Origin of the sequence: Massilia putida (genome assembly GCF_001941825.1) — a bacterium.
GTDB lineage: Bacteria > Pseudomonadota > Gammaproteobacteria > Burkholderiales > Burkholderiaceae_D > Telluria > Telluria putida.
Genome location: NZ_CP019038.1, coordinates 4271672 through 4287714, shown reverse-complemented (window position 1 = coordinate 4287714; position 16043 = coordinate 4271672). Strand labels below are relative to the sequence as shown.

Sequence of the window (16043 nt, the reverse complement as noted above, 5' to 3'; positions counted from 1 at the left end):
CCCGAGCGTGGCGGACGAGAAACAGGCAGCGAAGACGGCATTGCGCAAGGCGCTCAAGACAACACGTGGGGCGCTTGACCCGGCAATCAAGGTCCAGTGGGATGCACATATCGGCGCGCAGGTCGTCGCCTGGTGGCGCCTGCGTCAAGTGAGCGCCATGGGCGTGTACTGGCCGCTGGCCGGCGAACCCGATCTGCGGGCGGCCTATTCGGAATTGCACCGGGCCGGCGTGCGTTTGGCATTGCCTGTCGTCATGGAACGGGATGCCCCGCTGACGTTCACGGAATGGACGCCCGGCGAACCCATGTTGCCGGACGAAGCGGGCGTGCAGGTGCCGGCCCAACTGCGCTTCATCGAGCGGCCGCCGGCCCTGCTGATCCCCTGCCTCGGTTTCAATGCCGAGGGGTATCGCCTCGGGTACGGCGGCGGCTACTACGACCGCACCCTCGAAGTACTGCCCCGCCCGCACACGCTGGGCATTGCCTACAGTAACCAGGAAGCCGTGTTCTCGCACGCGCCGCACGACGTGCCGCTGGATGTGATCGTGACGGAAACGACCAACGTCACCTGATAAAAAAATGCCCGTGCGCCGGTTGGCTGCACGGGCATCGATGGCGTCTATCGGTCAGGCGCCGGTGATGCGCTGCCAGATCGCGGTCGTGGCCGCCGCCTGGTTCATGCTGTAGAAATGGAGGCCGGGCGCGCCACCGGCGAGCAGGCGCTCGCACAGGCCGCTCACCACGTCCAGGCCGAACGCCTTGATCGACGCGGAATCGTCGCCGAAGCTGGCCAGTTTCAAACGGATCCAGCGCGGAATCTCGGCGCCGCACATGTCCGAGAAGCGCATCAGCTGGGTGTAATTCGTGATCGGCATAATGCCGGCCACGACGGGCACGTCCACACCCAGTTTGCGCGCATTGTCCACGAACTGGAAATACGCGTCCGGATTGTAGAAATACTGCGTGATCGCGGCATTCGCGCCGGCTTTGACCTTGCGGGCGAACGCTTGCAGATCGTCCTGCGGAGACCTTGCCTGCGGATGCATTTCCGGATACGCGGCCACCTCGATGTGGAACCAGTCGCCCGTTTCCTGGCGGATGAACTCGACGAGGTCGCTGGCATAGCGCAATTCGCCCGCGCCGCCATAACCGCTCGGCAAGTCGCCGCGCAGCGCGACGAGACGGCGGATGCCTTTGTCCTTGAATTCCTGCAGGATCGCGCGGATCGATTCGCGCGTGCCGCCCACGCACGACAGGTGCGGTGCGGCCTCATGACCCTCGGCCAGGATCTCGAGCACGGTGGACAGCGTGCCGTGCTGGGTGCTGCCGCCGGCGCCGAACGTCACGGAGAAATATTTCGGATTCAGCTCGGCCAGCTTCTGGCGAGCCACGCGCAGTTTTTCCGCGCCCTCGGGGGTCTTGGGCGGGAAAAACTCGATACTGATGTTAGGGGTTTCCATCTTTATTGAGAAGTAAGGTAGAAAGCGCCCACGAAATGACACTGTACAGGATCGCCGCCAGGAAGGCAGACCAGAACCCGGCCACATGGAAGCCCGCGACGAGGTGCGCGACGAGCCAGAACAACAGCGCATTGATCACCAGGATGAACAGGCCGAGCGACAAAAAGGTCACGGGCAGGGTCAGCACGACGAGCACGGGACGGATCACCGTGTTCACGAGGCCCAGGACGAGCGCGGCCACGAGGGCGGCGCCGAGATTGTCGACCGATACCGAATGCATCAGGTAAGGCAAGGCCATCAGGGCTGCCGCATTGATCAGCCAGGTCAGGAGCAAGCGCATGTGTGTCTTTCGTGAGGGGTTGTCCAGCACACCGCACCTCCCGCCGACGATGGAATCCGGCGGGAGTGCGGCGTCAATTCACGGAAGAGCTTACCAGATCAATAACGGTAGTGTTCCGGCTTGTACGGGCCTTCCTTGCTCACCGTGATATAGGCGGCTTGCTCGTCGGTCAGCTCGGTCAGCTGGGCGTTGAGCTTCTTGAGCTGCAGACGGGCGACTTTCTCGTCCAGCTTCTTCGGCAGCGTGTACACGCCGACCGGGTAGGCGGCGGTGTTGGAGAACAGTTCGATCTGGGCGATGGTCTGGTTCGCGAACGACGAGCTCATCACGTACGACGGGTGGCCCGTGCCGCAGCCCAGGTTCACGAGGCGGCCTTCGGCCAGCAGGATGATGCGCTTGCCATCCGGGAAGATCACGTGGTCGACCTGCGGCTTGATGTTTTCCCACTGATACTTGCGCAGCGCGGCGACTTCGATCTCGTTGTCGAAGTGGCCGATGTTGCAGACGATCGCCTGGTCCTTCATGCGCAGCATGTGCTGCTCGGTGATCACGTGGTAGTTGCCGGTGCAGGTGACGAAGATGTCGCCGTGTTCGGCGGCATAGTCCATCGTCACGACGCGGTAGCCTTCCATCGCGGCCTGCAGGGCGCAGATCGGGTCGATCTCGGTCACCCACACCTGGGCCGACAGGGCGCGCATGGCCTGGGCCGAGCCCTTGCCCACGTCACCGTAGCCGGCGATGACAGCGATCTTGCCGGCGATCATCACGTCGGTCGCACGCTTGATGCCGTCGACCAGCGATTCGCGGCAGCCGTACAGGTTGTCGAACTTCGATTTCGTCACGGAATCGTTGACGTTGATCGCCGGGAAAGCCAGCTTGCCTTCCGCGTGCATCTGGTACAGGCGGTGCACGCCGGTCGTGGTTTCTTCCGTCACGCCCTTGATTTCCGGCAGCCGCTTCGAGTACCACTGCGGATCGACGGCCAGGCGGCCCTTGATCGCATTGAACAGGCAGATCTCTTCTTCCGAACCCGGTTTGTCCAGCACCGAGATGTCCTTCTCGGCACGCACGCCCAGGTGCAGCAGCAGCGTCGCGTCGCCGCCGTCGTCCAGGATCATGTTGGCGTGGTTGTCACCCGGCCATTCGAAAATGCGATGGGTGTATTCCCAGTACTCGTCCAGCGTCTCGCCCTTGACGGCGAACACGGGCGTGCCGACCGAGGCGATGGCGGCGGCGGCGTGGTCCTGCGTCGAATAGATATTGCACGAGGCCCAGCGCACTTGCGCGCCGAGGGCTTCCAGCGTGCGGATCAGCACGGCGGTCTGGATGGTCATGTGCAGCGAACCGGCGATGCGCGCGCCCTTCAGGGGCTGGCTGGCCGCGTATTCCTCGCGGATGGCCACCAGGCCCGGCATTTCGGTTTCGGCGATGCGGATTTCCTTTTCGCCCCACGAGGCGAGGCCGATGTCGGCAACGAGGAAGTCCTGGGTGGTGTCTTTGAGTACGGCGCTCATCACGCCCTCCTTTCAAGTTAAGAAAAAAGTAACGTGAGCGCGGTGTTGATATCCGAGCCTGGCGAGATGGGGAATCTCGTCGCAACGCTCCTCGGAATTCATTAGTTTAACACGATGCGGCGAACTTGAATTCCCGCCTTCGCGGGAATGACGTGCTTAAAGCAACACTTATACGAGCCGTCGCCCCTGCGGAGGAACCGTCGCCCCCCGCGGAGGGACCGTCGCCCCCGCAGAAGCGGGGCCCAAGTTGAACTGGAATTACGCCAGGCCGGCTTCGGCGCGCAGCAGCGCGGCCTTGTCGGTGCGCTCCCAGGTGAATTCCGGCTCTTCGCGGCCGAAGTGACCATAGGCGGCCGACTTGGCGTAAATCGGACGCAGCAGGTCGAGCATCTGGACGATGCCTTTCGGGCGCAGGTCGAAGTGTTCCATCACCAGTTCGGCGATCTTCTCGTCCGGGATCACGCCCGTGCCTTCCGTGTACACCGTGATGTTGATCGGACGGGCCACGCCGATCGCGTAGCTGACCTGCACCTGGCACTGGCGCGCCAGGCCGGCGGCCACGACGTTCTTGGCGACGTAGCGGGCGGCGTACGCGGCCGAGCGGTCGACCTTGGACGGATCCTTGCCGGAGAACGCGCCGCCGCCGTGCGGTGCGGCACCGCCGTAGGTGTCGACGATGATCTTGCGGCCGGTCAGGCCGCAGTCGCCCTGCGGGCCGCCGATGACGAAGCGACCGGTCGGGTTGACCAGGTAGCGGGTGTCCTGCAGCCACTCGCGCGGCAGCACGGGCTTGATGATCTCTTCGATCACCGCTTCCTCGATCTGGCTGTGGCTGACTTCCGGCGCGTGCTGGGTCGACAGCACGACGGTGTTCACGGACACCGGACGGCCGTTGACGTAGCGCAGCGTGACCTGCGACTTGGCGTCCGGACGCAGCCACGGCAGGCGGCCGTCCTTGCGCAGCTGCGACTGGCGCTCGACGAGGCGGTGCGCGTAATAAATAGCGGCCGGCATCAGTTCCGGCGTCTCGTCGCAGGCGTAGCCGAACATCAGGCCCTGGTCGCCGGCACCCTGGTCGAGGTCGAGACCCGCGCCTTCGTCGACGCCCTGGGCGATGTCCGGGGACTGCTTGTCGTAGGCGACCAGCACGGCGCAACCCTTATAGTCGATGCCGTAGTCGGTGTTGTCGTAACCGATGCGCTTGATGGTGTTGCGTGCAACTTGAATATAATCGACGTTTGCGTGCGTCGTGATCTCCCCGGCCAGCACCACGAGACCCGTGTTGCACAGGGTCTCGGCAGCCACGCGCGCGCGCGGGTCTTGCTCGAGGATGGCGTCAAGGATGGCGTCGGAGATCTGGTCGGCAACCTTGTCCGGGTGGCCTTCCGAAACGGATTCGGACGTGAAGAGGTAGTCGTTGGAAGACATTGAGGCTCCTGATACTGTAATAAAAATTGCCGCAGCATCAAAGCCTGCGACGCTTTAGCGAGATTTATATTCCGCTTCGCAAGTTGTCATTAACTCCGCGGATGCTACACAAGTGGTATTTTACGCTCCTCCAAAAATTCTGGCACAGCAACCCATCGGTTCTCTACCTTAAATCAATAAATGCTCGTCCTTTTGTTTCGAATCCTGTCGTTTTTGCCGCTGCGTGCCCTGCACGCGCTCGGCGCCGCGCTCGGCTGGGTTGTCTATTTGCTATCTCCGTCGCACCGTCGGCGCCTGCGCGAGAATCTTGAACGGGCCGGTTACGGCGGCCACCTGCGCGCCGCGATCGCCGAATCCGGCAAAGCGATCGCCGAACTGCCGTTCGTCTGGTGCGCGCCGCAGGAACGCGTCACCCGCCACGTCACCATGGAAAACTGGGAACTGGTCCAGCGCCAGCTCGACGCCGGCCGCGGCATCGTCTTCCTCACGCCGCACCTGGGCTGCTTCGAACTGACCGCGCAACAGGTGTCGCTGCGCGTCGAGCTGACGGTCATGTACCGCCCGCCGCGCCAGAGCGCGCTGAAACCCCTCGTCGAAGGCGCCCGTGCGCGCCAGCACATGCACCTGGCCCCGGCCAACCTGGCCGGGGTGCGTATGCTCGTCAAGGCGCTGCGGGGCGGGCAGCCGGTGGGCGTCCTGCCCGACCAGGTGCCGCAGGAAGGCGAAGGCGTGTGGGCGCCGTTCTTCGGGCGCGACGCCTATACGATGACCCTGCCCGCCAAGCTGGCCCAGCTGGGCAAGGCCGACATCCTGACCGTGTATGCGGAACGCCTGCCGCGCGGCCGCGGCTTCGCCATCCGCTTCGTGCCGTTCGAAGGCTCGCTGGACGGCGACGCGGGCCAGCAGGCCGCCAGCATCAACCGCCAGATGGAAAAACTCATCGCCTTCTGCCCCGCCCAGTATTTCTGGAGTTACAACCGCTACAAGAAGCCGCAAGGCGTTGCAGCACCGCAAGCCGAGACCGTCGCATGAGGTTCCTGATTTTCCTGTTGTGGCTGCTGCACTTCCTGCCGCTGCCTGTCCTCGGTCGCATCGGCAATGCGGTCGGCTGGCTGATGTATTACGCGATCCCCAAGCGCCGCAAGATCGCGCTGATCAACCTGCGCCTGTGCATGCCGGAATTGAGCGAAGCGGAGCGGGTCGACATCGCCAAGCGCCACTTCATGGCCTATTCGCGCAGCATCCTGGAGCGCTCGCTGATCTGGTGGGCGCCGTTCAAACGCATCCACGGCCTGATCGAAGTCGTCCCGAAGGTCCCGCAGGAGCAGATGGAAAGCGGCCCGACCATCCTGTTCTGCCCGCACTTCGTCTGCCTGGACGTGGGCGGCGTGGCGGCACGCGTGATGCCGCTGTCGACCATGTATTCGCCGCAAAAGAACAAAGCGTTCGACGATTTGTTGCGCTATGGCCGGGAACGCTACGGCCCCGTGCGCCTGTTCACGCGCAGCGACGGCATCAAGCCGATCATCCGCGCGCTGCGCGAACGCATTCCCTATTACATGCTGCCGGACATGGATTTCGGCGAAAAGGATGCCGCCTTCGTGCCGTTCTTCGGCGTGCCGGCCGCGACCTTGACCGCAATGGGCCGCCTGGCGGGCGCGACCGGCGCAAAAGTCATTCCGCTCGTCGCCACTTTCTTGCCCAACTACAAAGGCTATCGGGTAGAGTTCTATCCAGCATGGGAAGATTTCCCCGGCGACGACATCATCGCCGCCACCCGCCGCATGAACGCCTTCATCGAGGACCGCGTGCGCGAACATCCGGCCGAGTATTTCTGGACGCACAAGCGCTTCAAGACCCGGCCGCCCGGCGAGCCTTCGTTCTACGATTAAAGACCACACCATGAAACTCAAGTTCACCAAGATGCACGGCGCCGGCAACGACTTCGTCGTCATCGATGCGATCAACCAGCACATCGACTTCGGCCCGGAACAATGGCGCCACATTGCCGACCGCCGCTTCGGCATCGGCGCCGACCAGATCCTCGTCGTCGAGCGGCCGGTGACGCCAGGCAGCGATTTCCGCTATCGCATCTTCAACAGCGACGGCGGCGAAGTCGAGCAGTGCGGCAACGGTTCGCGCGCCTTCGTGCGCTTCGTCAGCGACAAAGGGCTGACGGATAAGCGCAGCATCCGCGTCGAAACGATGAGCGGCATCATCACGCCGCGCCTGGAAGACGACGGCAATATCACGGTGGATATGGGCGCTCCGATCCTGGAACCGGCCCGGGTGCCGTTCGATGCGGCCGGTCTGGAAGGCGTGGCCGCAGGACGGGACACGCTGTGGCCGCTCACCGTCTCGCAAAAAGGGCAGGAACAGACCGTCCTCGTGTCGGCGGTCTCGATGGGCAATCCGCACGCGGTGCAGGTCGTTGCCGACGTCGACGCGGCGCCCGTACTCGAGACCGGCCCGCAGATCGAACACCATCCACGTTTCCCGCGCCGTGTGAATGCCGGCTACCTGCAGGTGCTGGACCGCGGCCACGTGAAGCTGCGCGTGTTCGAACGAGGCGTCGGCGAGACGCTGGCCTGCGGCACCGGCGCCTGCGCCGCCGTCGTGGCCGGCATCCGGCGCGGCCTGCTGGATTCGCCCGTGCAGGTCCAGGCGCGCGGCGGCAAGCTGACCATCAACTGGGCAGGCGAAGGCCAGCCCGTCTACATGACCGGTCCGGCGGAGACCGTGTTCGAAGGCGAGATCGAAATCTGACGGGAACGTCGCAAAACCTGCTGCGCGTTGCACTGTCGACCGGGCCGCGCAGGCTGCGATGCTCGCTGTACTATTCGTACAGCTGGGCTTCTCGAACGCCATTGCTGCCGCTCGCGACGGTTTTCCGAGGTTAGCGTATGCCTGGCCGCGCGCTACGCGGCCAGCGAATAATCCCCCTCATCCGCGCCCGGATCGGCACCATCCATGTCAGGCAACAGGCTGCGCAGCCGGTACAGGCGCTGGCGGTAATTCCCTTCCGGGCCGCCCGGACCGCAATCGACGTTCTCGAAGACGAGCGCCACGCGGTCGAGCAGCTGGCGTTCCTGCGCGGTTTCCACGGAAATAAGGCGACGCCGGCTGCGCCCATAGCTGGCACGGATGTCGATCACGAGGCAGTGGCCGCGGTCGGCGTTGCGGATGTCCAGCAACAGCGCCTCGGCCCGGCTCAGACCGAACGCCACGGCCAGCTCCAGCCGCGCCGCCAGCAGAGGATGGGATGCCAGGTCGCGTCCCGCCGTCAGCGCCCCCAGGTCCGTCCAGGCGCCGGGCTGGCGCGGCGCCAGCTTGCGCAACGCGGCCGCGGCCTTGGGACACCCCTGCGCCGCCGCCTTCTGCAGCCAGAACAGGGCGCGCACGTCGTTGTTCTCGTTTTCGCGCCGCGCCCGCCATGCCGCGTTCCCGCACTCGAGCTGGGCATCGCGATAGCCCATCTCCGCCGCGCGCTCCAGGTACTTCTGCGCTTCCAGGACATTACGCTGCGAGAATTCCGGCTTTATATATATGCGCGACAAGGCATACCAGGCCTCGGCCAGGCCCTGCTCGCCCGCCTGCGTCAGCCAGCGCACGGACTTCTTGAAATTGGCCGCGCCGTGGCTGCCGGGAATGCGCTTGCCGTCGACCCGCATGCGGGCGCACCACAGGCCGAGCGCGAACTGCGCATGGCGGTCCTGTTCGGCCGCGGCGATTTCCCAGAATCTGAGCAATTCCTCCGGGGTGACGTCGTGCGGCGCCTCGTTCGCCTCGACCAGCTGGGCGCAGCGCGACAGCAACAGCACCTCGTCCGGCGCCAGCCGGGCGGCCGTGTGGTCCTGGGCCGCGTCGGAACCGGCCAGGGTGCGCGCCAGCGGGAGCGCCCGCTCCAGCCAGGCGGCCCAGCGGCCCGCATTCCAGTCCTGTTCCAGCAGCGCGAACTGGGCGGCGCCGACGCCGCTGTCTGCGGCCTGGCGCAGCCAGCGCTGGCCGGCCGGACTGGCCACGGGCGCCCGGGCTGCGGGCATACGGGCGCCCGCCTCGTCCGTCTCGGGCGGCGCGGCACCGTGTTCGCGCGCGAGCAGCCACTGCGCTTCCGGGAAGCCGGCCCGGGCCGCGTCTTCCAGGGCCCGCAAGGCCTTGGTGCGCTGGGCCGGCGTGCACTGGCCGTCGCGCGCCGCGTCCAGCACCAGTTGCGCATAAACGAGCCCGGCCCGCACCAGGCCGCCGTCATACGCCCGTTCGTACCAGCCGGTGACCGGCTGCGGATTGTCACGGGCGAGATCGACCGGAATATGATTACCGATCAATTGCCACGCTTCGACACAACCTTGCTGTGCGGCACGATCGAGCCAATGGAGGGCCGTGGGCAGGCTCCTCGGCAGACCCGCACTGCCGAACAGATAGAGCCGACCCAGGGCCAGTTGCGATTCGGCGCGTCCCGCGCGGGCGCCGCGGATGACCGCCAGTTCTTCACGATTTGCCATCGTTCTCTTCTGGATGTTGAGACGCCAAGGAAATGTACACGACACAATGAACGCAGATGCGTGCAAGATCGCTTACGATGTGCTACCGATGAGCTCATGTGGCGCGCACTGCGGTAGCAATGGACGTCGGATGGGCCAAAGTCTAAAGCCGCGTCGGCGCGATTCGCCTGCGATTCCAAAGGCCTTTGAGCCTGCACAAACCCTGCCGTGGTACGGGGACGGAATGATGATGCCCGGAAACTTAAACGAGGCTTAAAGTACGCGGCCGATCCCAGCGGGGCCGTTTCGAAAATACAACAGCACGATTGGATTTATTGGCTTTCGACCAAGTGCAACAGTCATAATTGACAAATCAAACAATCTTGACGCATTAAGCATTTAAGGTTCAGACATCCGAGTGTTCAGCAACTAATAAAAATCTCAATGCTCTCTGGATTCCTTCGATTCACTTTTTAGGATAAAAATAGATGAAAAAAACCCTCGTAGCGGCCGCTCTGCTCGGCGCATTCGCCGGCGTGGCGCAAGCTCAAACCGCTGTGCAAATCTACGGCAACATCGACGTCGGCGTCATCAAGCGCACCGACCAGACTCTGAACATCGGCAAGCGCGCCTCGAACACCCTGGGCTTCAAGGGCACCGAAGACCTGGGCAACGGCCTGAAAGCGCTGTTCCAGGTGGAAATGCGTTACGAGCCGGACACCGGCACCAACGAGAACAACGGCCGTCCGCTGTTCCAGGGCCAGACCCGCGTCGGTCTGCAGGGTGACTTCGGTATGGTCCGTCTGGGCCGTGGCCTGACCCCGTTCCAGGAAATCGTCGGTTCGTTCGAACCGTGGCACGGCCTGGCAACCCCGGCTGGTTTCTATACCGACATCTCGGTCGCCGGCTTCAACTCGGCTCCGCTGGACGTCAACGCTGGTGGCTCGCCGAACAACAACCGTATCTCGAACGCGATCTTCTATAACTCGCCGGTCGCCAATGGCTTCCAGGTGAACGCTTCGTGGGCCTCGAAAGAAGCCACCGGCGGCGGCCTGACCGGTGTCGGCGCCGGCGCTGCCACCTACGCCGCAGGCGCACAAGCTTCGGCCAACCCGTTCTCGATCGCTGGTACCTATAACAACGGTCCGGCCGCCGCGATGCTGGCTTACGAGCGCAACGCCGTCGAATCGAAAGTCTGGTCGGTCGCAGGTTCGTTCTCGGTGACCCCGGAACTGAAACTGATGGGCACCTACTCCCACCAGAACATGGAGCACACCAACACCCAGCGTCCGACCATCAAGGGCGCGGAACTCGGTGCAACCTACGCTGTGGGCCCGGGCAAGCTGCTGGCCGGTTTCGGTCTGAAGAAGCAGGAAGAAAACGTCCGTCTGCACGACCTGATCACCCGTCAGTACTCGCTGGGCTACGAGTACAGCCTGTCGAAGCGTACGTACCTGTACGTCGACGCATCGCGCAAGACGAACATCTTCAACCAGGCGACCGGTGCAGCTTCGGCTACCCCGACCGTCAACCACTACGACGTGGGCCTGAACCACTCGTTCTAAGCTGCGAATTGGTTGAGACTGCGGGGGCAGCCCCGCAGCATCGCACAAGCAAGGGCGGACCAGGGCAACCTGGTTCGCCCTTGTTGCTTCTGGCTGATGCGGCGGCGGTACAGTGCCAGCAGGAAATCTGTGCCGAGACTTTGCTGTCGGTTAAAATGAACAGTCTACCCATCTCGCAAGCCGCACATGACCGCCGCAACATTGGATTCCACCGCCATCGCCCAATACCTGGTCGACCATCCGCAGTTCTTCGTCGAACACGCCGCCCTGCTGGGCGAAGTAAAGCTGTCGAGCCCGCTTACGGGCCGCGCGGTATCGCTGCAGGAGCGCCAGATGGAAGTCATGCGCGACAAATACCGGGCCCTGGAACTGCGCATGTCCGAACTGGTGCGCCACGCCGAGGAAAACGCGACCATCGCCAACCGTTTCCACGGCTGGACGCAACAGTTGCTGCGCACCCGCGCACACGATGAGATCCCGGGCGCCGTGGCCGATGGCCTGGTCAAGCATTTCATCGTGCCGCAAGCTACCCTGCGCCTGTGGAAACTGCCCGCCGAACATGCGAATGCCTGGTACACGAACGGCGTGTCCGAGGACGTGCGCCTGTTCGCCAGCAGCCTGCGGGCCCCCTACTGCGGTCCGAACAAGGAATTCGAGGCGGTCGGCTGGCTGGGCGAAGGGGACACCGTGCACTCCACCGTCCTGCTCCCGCTGCGCGCCGGCGGCAGCGCCTTCGGCCTGCTCGTGCTCGGCTCTCCGGATCCGGATCGTTTCGGCGCGACGATGGCGACGGATTTCCTCGTCCACATCGGCGAGACGGCCAGCAACGCCCTCGCGCCCCTGCTCGGCTGACATGGACACGCCGGCCGCCGACGACTGGACCGGCCGCTACCTGGCGGAACTGCGTACGCAGCGCCAGTTGTCCGAACACACGATCGCCGCCTACGGCCGCGATCTGGCCGAACTGACCCGGCTCGTAAATCGGGCGGGCCAGGCCGACTGGCCCACGCTGACCCATTTCGATATCCGGCGCTGTGCCGCAAAACTGCACGCCGGGGGACAGAGCGCCGCCTCGATCGCACGCAAACTGTCCGGCTGGCGCGGCTTTTTCGACTGGCTGTCGCGCCAGCTGTCCCTCGCGGCGAACCCGGTCGACGGTGTGCGCGCGCCGCGCCGCGCCAAGCGCCTGCCGAAAGCGCTGGCTGTTGACGATGCCGTCCAACTGATGGAAAAAGCGACACCCGGCCATGCGGAGCCGCCGGAACTGTGCGATCGCGCCATGTTCGAGCTGCTGTACTCGAGCGGCCTGCGGGTGTCCGAACTGGCCGGGCTCGACGTGCACCACGTCCCGGCCCGGGATGGCGTACCGGCCTCGCTCGGCTGGCTGGAACTCGAGGCGCAGGAAGTGGTCGTCACCGGCAAGGGCAACAAGATGCGCCGCGTGCCCGTCGGCGGTCCGGCGCGCGCGGCGCTGGAAGCCTGGCTGGCCGTGCGTCCGCCGGCGCGCGACGGCAGCGCCGCCCTGTTCCTGTCGACGCGGGACACACGCATCAGCCCGCGCGTCGTGCAATACCGCCTGAAAGCCCATGCCCAGAAGGCCGGCATGCCGGTCCACGTGCACCCGCACGTGCTGCGCCACTCGTTCGCCTCGCACCTGCTGCAATCCTCGGGCGACCTGCGCGCCGTGCAGGAACTGCTGGGTCACGCCAGCATTACGTCGACCCAGATCTACACGTCGCTCGACTTCCAGCACCTGGCCGCCGTCTACGACCAAGCCCATCCGCGCGCCAAGCGCAAATGAATAGCAAATAAGCTGTCCCCCGGCAGACAGACACGGCACGGCGGCTGGTGACGATCCGCAAAATCCGGCATAATCTTCCGATTCTTCGCAGCCGGAACGGCTCACACCATTGGACAGCGACATATGGAATTGATTCCCAGCACTATCCTGACCGGCTTCCTCGGCGCCGGCAAAACCACGTTGCTCAATCGTATCCTGCAGGAAGAGCACGGCCTGCGCATCGCCGTCATCGAAAACGAATTTGGCCAGGAAAACATCGACAACGAAATCCTCGTGCAAGACCCGAGCGAGCAGATCGTCGAGATGAACAACGGCTGCATCTGCTGCACCGTGCGCGGCGACCTGATCGTGGCGTTGACGAACCTGGCGCGCAAGCGCGAGGCGGGCGAAATCAACTTCGACCGCGTCGTCATCGAAACGACGGGCCTTGCCAATCCTGGCCCGGTGGCCCAGACGTTCTTTGTCGACGAAGAAGTCGGCGCTCACTATTTACTGGATGCCGTCGTGACCGTCGTCGACGCGCGCCACGCCATGGACCAGCTGGACCGCCACGAGGAAGCCCAGCGCCAGGTCGGTTTCGCCGATAAGATCCTGCTGTCCAAGACCGACCTCGTGGATGCCGCCGCCGTCGAGGAACTCAAGGCGCGTATCCGCCGCATCAATCCGCGTGCGCCGATCAGCACGTCGGATTTCGGCCGCGCACCGATCAGCGACGTGCTCGACCTGCGCGGTTTCAATCTGAACGACAAGCTGGAACTCGATCCGGCCTTCCTCACGACCGACGAAGCACACGAACACGGTCACGACCATGACCACGTGCACACCGAGGCCTGCGACCACAGCCACGATCACCATCATGGCCATCACAGCGACGACATCGCGGCCTTCGTGTTCAAGAGCGAGCGCGCGTTCGACCCCGAACGTCTGGATCAATTCCTCGGCAGCATGGTGCAAGTGTTCGGCCCGAACATGCTGCGTTATAAAGGCGTGCTATCGATGGCTGGCGCGGATCGCAAGGTGGTCTTCCAAGGCGTGCATCAAATCATGGGCAGCGACCTCGGTGCAAAGTGGGCGGATGGCGAGCCGCGCGGGAGTAAGATGGTGTTTATCGGTAAAAATTTACCCAAAGATGTCTTTATTCGCGGATTGGAACAGTGTTTGGTATAAACTACTCCGGTTCTATGGTGCTCCTTGCTTGTTGACCTGCATGCACCCTGTGGTTGAACGACTGAACAGCCCCGCCCGCACAGCCGGGGACGGTCACGGCAGCTGGCCCGGCGCGCGCACCGAAGCACTGGTGGCCGCTGAGTAAGCTGATAAAATGGAAACTCTGTCGTATCAAAGGTAAGTGAAGTCATGACTAAAACAACGAAACCGAATACCGTTGCGCAGCCCGAAGAACGCCTCCTGACGGAAGAAGAAATTCGGGCCATGAGCGACGACGACTACATGAACCCGGCCCAGCTGGCGTTCTTCAAGAACCGCCTGCAGGAGCTCGAGAAGGAACTGCTGAAAAACGCCGGCGAAACGACGGAACACCTGCGCGAAACCGTGCTCGTTCCCGATCCGGCCGACCGCGCCACCATCGAGGAAGAGCATGCGCTGGAACTGCGTACCCGCGACCGCGAGCGCAAGCTGCTCAAGAAGGTCCAGCAATCGCTGGCCGCGATCGAGTCCGGCGAGTACGGCTGGTGCGAGGAAACCGGCGAGCCGATCGGTATCCCCCGTCTGATCGCCCGCCCGACGGCGACGCTGTCGCTGGAAGCCCAGCAGCGCCGCGAGCTGAAGCAGAAACTGTACGGTGACTGATCGCCGTGCGCGCCAATGAAAAAGCATGCGCCCGCCGCATGCTTTTTTGTTTTTGGAGCCCATGCCGGGCACGGGTTCGTGCGCACGAGTTATTGCCTATCGGATACACTAAACGGATCGCCAAAGGCTTGACGCAGCTCAGGCGTGCGCACCGTGTCATCCGCGCCGCCATGCTAATGTCTCGACCGGCAAACGACCGGGCGCCGCTGCGCGGCAGACAAGGACGGGATGGGGCTCTTCGATTTCCTGAAGAAAAAAAGCGACGCACCGCTTGCGGGTGCGGGCACGCGTCCGCGCCCGGATCATCCGCTCGCGGCCGGTGCCGTCACGCGGCTGGCGCTCGATACGGAAGCGGAGCGCGAGCGCCAGCGTGAAATCGCCCGGGCCACCGCCGCCAAGATCGACGAAATCGAACTGGAGATGACCTCCGCCATCTTCGACGACGACGCGTGGGCCGGCAGCCGGCGTCCCCCGGCCGCGGTGTCCGGCGCCGCCAGCGCGCCGCTGCCCGACCAGAACACGGACATCCTGCTGGGCCCGGAAGACTTGCCGGACGCGGCCGCCGCGCCGTCCAGCGCCCCCGTCGTCGAGGAAGCGGCGATCCTGTATGCCAACGACCAGCTCGAGGCCGCCGCCCTGCTCCTGCGCACGAGTGTCCGGGAGGGCAACGGTGGCACGAGCGAGCGCCTGCCGTGGTGGATGCTGTTCGACCTGTACCAGATCCTGGGCCTGGAGCGCGAGTTCGAAAGCATCGCGATCGACTACGCCAGCCATTTCGAAACATCGCCGCCCACATATCATCCGTTCGCGGAAATGACGCGCGCGCTGGACACCCAGTTTTCCGGCGCGATCCCGACCGCGGTCCTGTCCGGCCGCCTGGACGACGGCGACGCTATCCGTACGCAACTCGCGCGCGCGCAGGTGGCTTCGCCCAGTCCGCTGGTCCGGTTCGAATTCCAAGCCATTACGGAAGTGACGCCGCCGGGCTGCGCCCTGCTGCTGGATGCGCTGCAGGCCTTGCGCAAGGCGGGACGCGAGCTGGTGCTGGCGGCGGCCGACCACCTCGTCGCCGTGCTGCGCCCGATGCTGGCCATCGGCGACCGCGGCACCGGGGAAGCGCCCTGGCTGCTGCTGCTGGAACTGCTGCTGCTGACGAACCGCGAAAAGGATTTCGAGGAGACCGCGATGGACTACTGCGTCACCTTCGAAGTATCGCCGCCGTCGTTCGAGGAACCCAAACACGCGGCAGTGAGTCTGGCCGCAGGCCCGGAGACGGCGGGCGACCGTTTCCTGCTGCCGGCCGTGATCCGGGGCGACAGCGCCGCGCTGCTGGCCGCCATCGCCGACCACGCGACGGGCCCCAGCCTCGTGCTGGACGGCTCGCGCCTGGCCCGCATCGATTACGCGGCCGCGAACGCCCTTGCCGTTCATCTAGGCACATTGACCCGGGACGGGCGCGAGGTGGTGCTGCGCGACCTGAACCATCTCGCCGCCGCCCTGCTGCGCCTGCTTGGCGTCGGCGAGCAGGTGCGCCTGTATGCACACAAGTACTGATACCGCGGAGTATGTGCCAGGTTTCAATTGACCGTTGGATATGATCCAGTCTTGCAATTTCATCTGACATCCCCACTTGCGGTGAGCAGATC

At 64.4% G+C, this 16043-nt stretch carries 15 protein-coding genes and 1 riboswitch; of the genes, 10 read left to right on the top strand and 5 right to left on the bottom strand.

The window, feature by feature from the left end; translation table 11 throughout:
• Positions 1 to 7: 7 nt before the first annotated feature.
• Positions 8 to 571, top strand: a complete 564-nt coding sequence (locus tag BVG12_RS21275) for a 5-formyltetrahydrofolate cyclo-ligase (protein WP_229503675.1) — start codon at positions 8 to 10, stop codon at positions 569 to 571.
• 54 nt (positions 572 to 625) lie between these two features.
• Here BVG12_RS21275 and metF read toward each other — a convergent pair whose 3' ends face one another.
• The 4 genes from metF to metK form a co-directional block, all read right to left on the bottom strand.
• Positions 626 to 1459, bottom strand: a complete 834-nt coding sequence (metF, locus tag BVG12_RS21270; protein ID WP_075794152.1) for a methylenetetrahydrofolate reductase [NAD(P)H] — start codon at positions 1457 to 1459, stop codon at positions 626 to 628.
• Positions 1446 to 1799, bottom strand: coding sequence for a phage holin family protein (locus tag BVG12_RS21265; protein WP_075794151.1), 354 nt, complete (start codon positions 1797 to 1799; stop codon positions 1446 to 1448). The genes metF and BVG12_RS21265 overlap by 14 nt, the downstream gene beginning before the upstream one ends.
• 98 nt (positions 1800 to 1897) lie before the next feature.
• Positions 1898 to 3313: an adenosylhomocysteinase gene (gene ahcY, locus BVG12_RS21260; RefSeq protein WP_075794150.1), complete on the bottom strand. Its 1416-nt coding sequence runs from the start codon at positions 3311 to 3313 to the stop codon at positions 1898 to 1900.
• A 28-nt stretch (positions 3314 to 3341) separates the two neighbouring features.
• Positions 3342 to 3412, bottom strand: a riboswitch (S-adenosyl-L-homocysteine riboswitch).
• 159 nt (positions 3413 to 3571) lie between these two features.
• Positions 3572 to 4741 (bottom strand): methionine adenosyltransferase, encoded by a 1170-nt coding sequence (gene metK, locus BVG12_RS21255; RefSeq protein WP_075794149.1) that lies wholly within the window; start codon positions 4739 to 4741, stop codon positions 3572 to 3574.
• A gap of 180 nt (positions 4742 to 4921) precedes the next feature.
• Between metK and BVG12_RS21250 the strand changes: the two genes are divergently transcribed.
• Genes BVG12_RS21250 through dapF form a run of 3 tightly spaced genes read left to right on the top strand, consistent with a single transcriptional unit; the run spans position 4922 to position 7507 of the window.
• On the top strand, positions 4922 to 5773 hold the full coding sequence (locus BVG12_RS21250) for a lysophospholipid acyltransferase family protein (protein WP_075794148.1): 852 nt from the start codon (positions 4922 to 4924) through the stop codon (positions 5771 to 5773).
• Positions 5770 to 6633, top strand: a complete 864-nt coding sequence (locus BVG12_RS21245; RefSeq protein WP_075794147.1) for a lysophospholipid acyltransferase family protein — start codon at positions 5770 to 5772, stop codon at positions 6631 to 6633. Before BVG12_RS21250 ends, BVG12_RS21245 begins: the two co-directional genes overlap by 4 nt.
• Before the next feature lie 10 nt (positions 6634 to 6643).
• Positions 6644 to 7507, top strand: a complete 864-nt coding sequence (dapF, locus tag BVG12_RS21240) for a diaminopimelate epimerase (protein WP_075794146.1) — start codon at positions 6644 to 6646, stop codon at positions 7505 to 7507.
• Between the two features lie 152 nt (positions 7508 to 7659).
• Here the strand turns inward: dapF and BVG12_RS21235 are convergent, their stop codons facing one another.
• Positions 7660 to 9243, bottom strand: coding sequence for a tetratricopeptide repeat protein (locus BVG12_RS21235; protein WP_075794145.1), 1584 nt, complete (start codon positions 9241 to 9243; stop codon positions 7660 to 7662).
• A 467-nt stretch (positions 9244 to 9710) separates the two neighbouring features.
• Here BVG12_RS21235 and BVG12_RS21230 point away from each other — a divergent pair, with 467 nt between their 5' ends.
• The 6 genes from BVG12_RS21230 (at position 9711) to BVG12_RS21205 (ending at position 15951) form a co-directional block, all read left to right on the top strand.
• Entirely contained in the window at positions 9711 to 10787 is a 1077-nt protein-coding gene (locus BVG12_RS21230) for a porin (RefSeq protein WP_075794144.1), read from the top strand.
• Between the two features lie 186 nt (positions 10788 to 10973).
• Positions 10974 to 11639 carry a DUF484 family protein gene (locus tag BVG12_RS21225; RefSeq protein WP_075794143.1) on the top strand — a complete coding sequence of 222 codons (666 nt, stop codon included), beginning with the start codon at positions 10974 to 10976 and terminating at the stop codon, positions 11637 to 11639.
• 1 nt (position 11640) lies between these two features.
• Positions 11641 to 12588, top strand: a complete 948-nt coding sequence (gene xerC, locus BVG12_RS21220; protein WP_075794142.1) for a tyrosine recombinase XerC — start codon at positions 11641 to 11643, stop codon at positions 12586 to 12588.
• Positions 12589 to 12711: 123 nt separating this feature from the next.
• On the top strand, positions 12712 to 13755 hold the full coding sequence (locus BVG12_RS21215; protein WP_075794141.1) for a CobW family GTP-binding protein: 1044 nt from the start codon (positions 12712 to 12714) through the stop codon (positions 13753 to 13755).
• Between the two features lie 189 nt (positions 13756 to 13944).
• Positions 13945 to 14397 (top strand): RNA polymerase-binding protein DksA, encoded by a 453-nt coding sequence (gene dksA, locus BVG12_RS21210; protein ID WP_036231049.1) that lies wholly within the window; start codon positions 13945 to 13947, stop codon positions 14395 to 14397.
• A 228-nt stretch (positions 14398 to 14625) separates the two neighbouring features.
• Complete coding sequence (locus BVG12_RS21205) at positions 14626 to 15951, top strand: hypothetical protein (protein ID WP_075794140.1); 1326 nt, start codon at positions 14626 to 14628, stop codon at positions 15949 to 15951.
• The last annotated feature ends 92 nt before the right edge of the window (positions 15952 to 16043 follow it).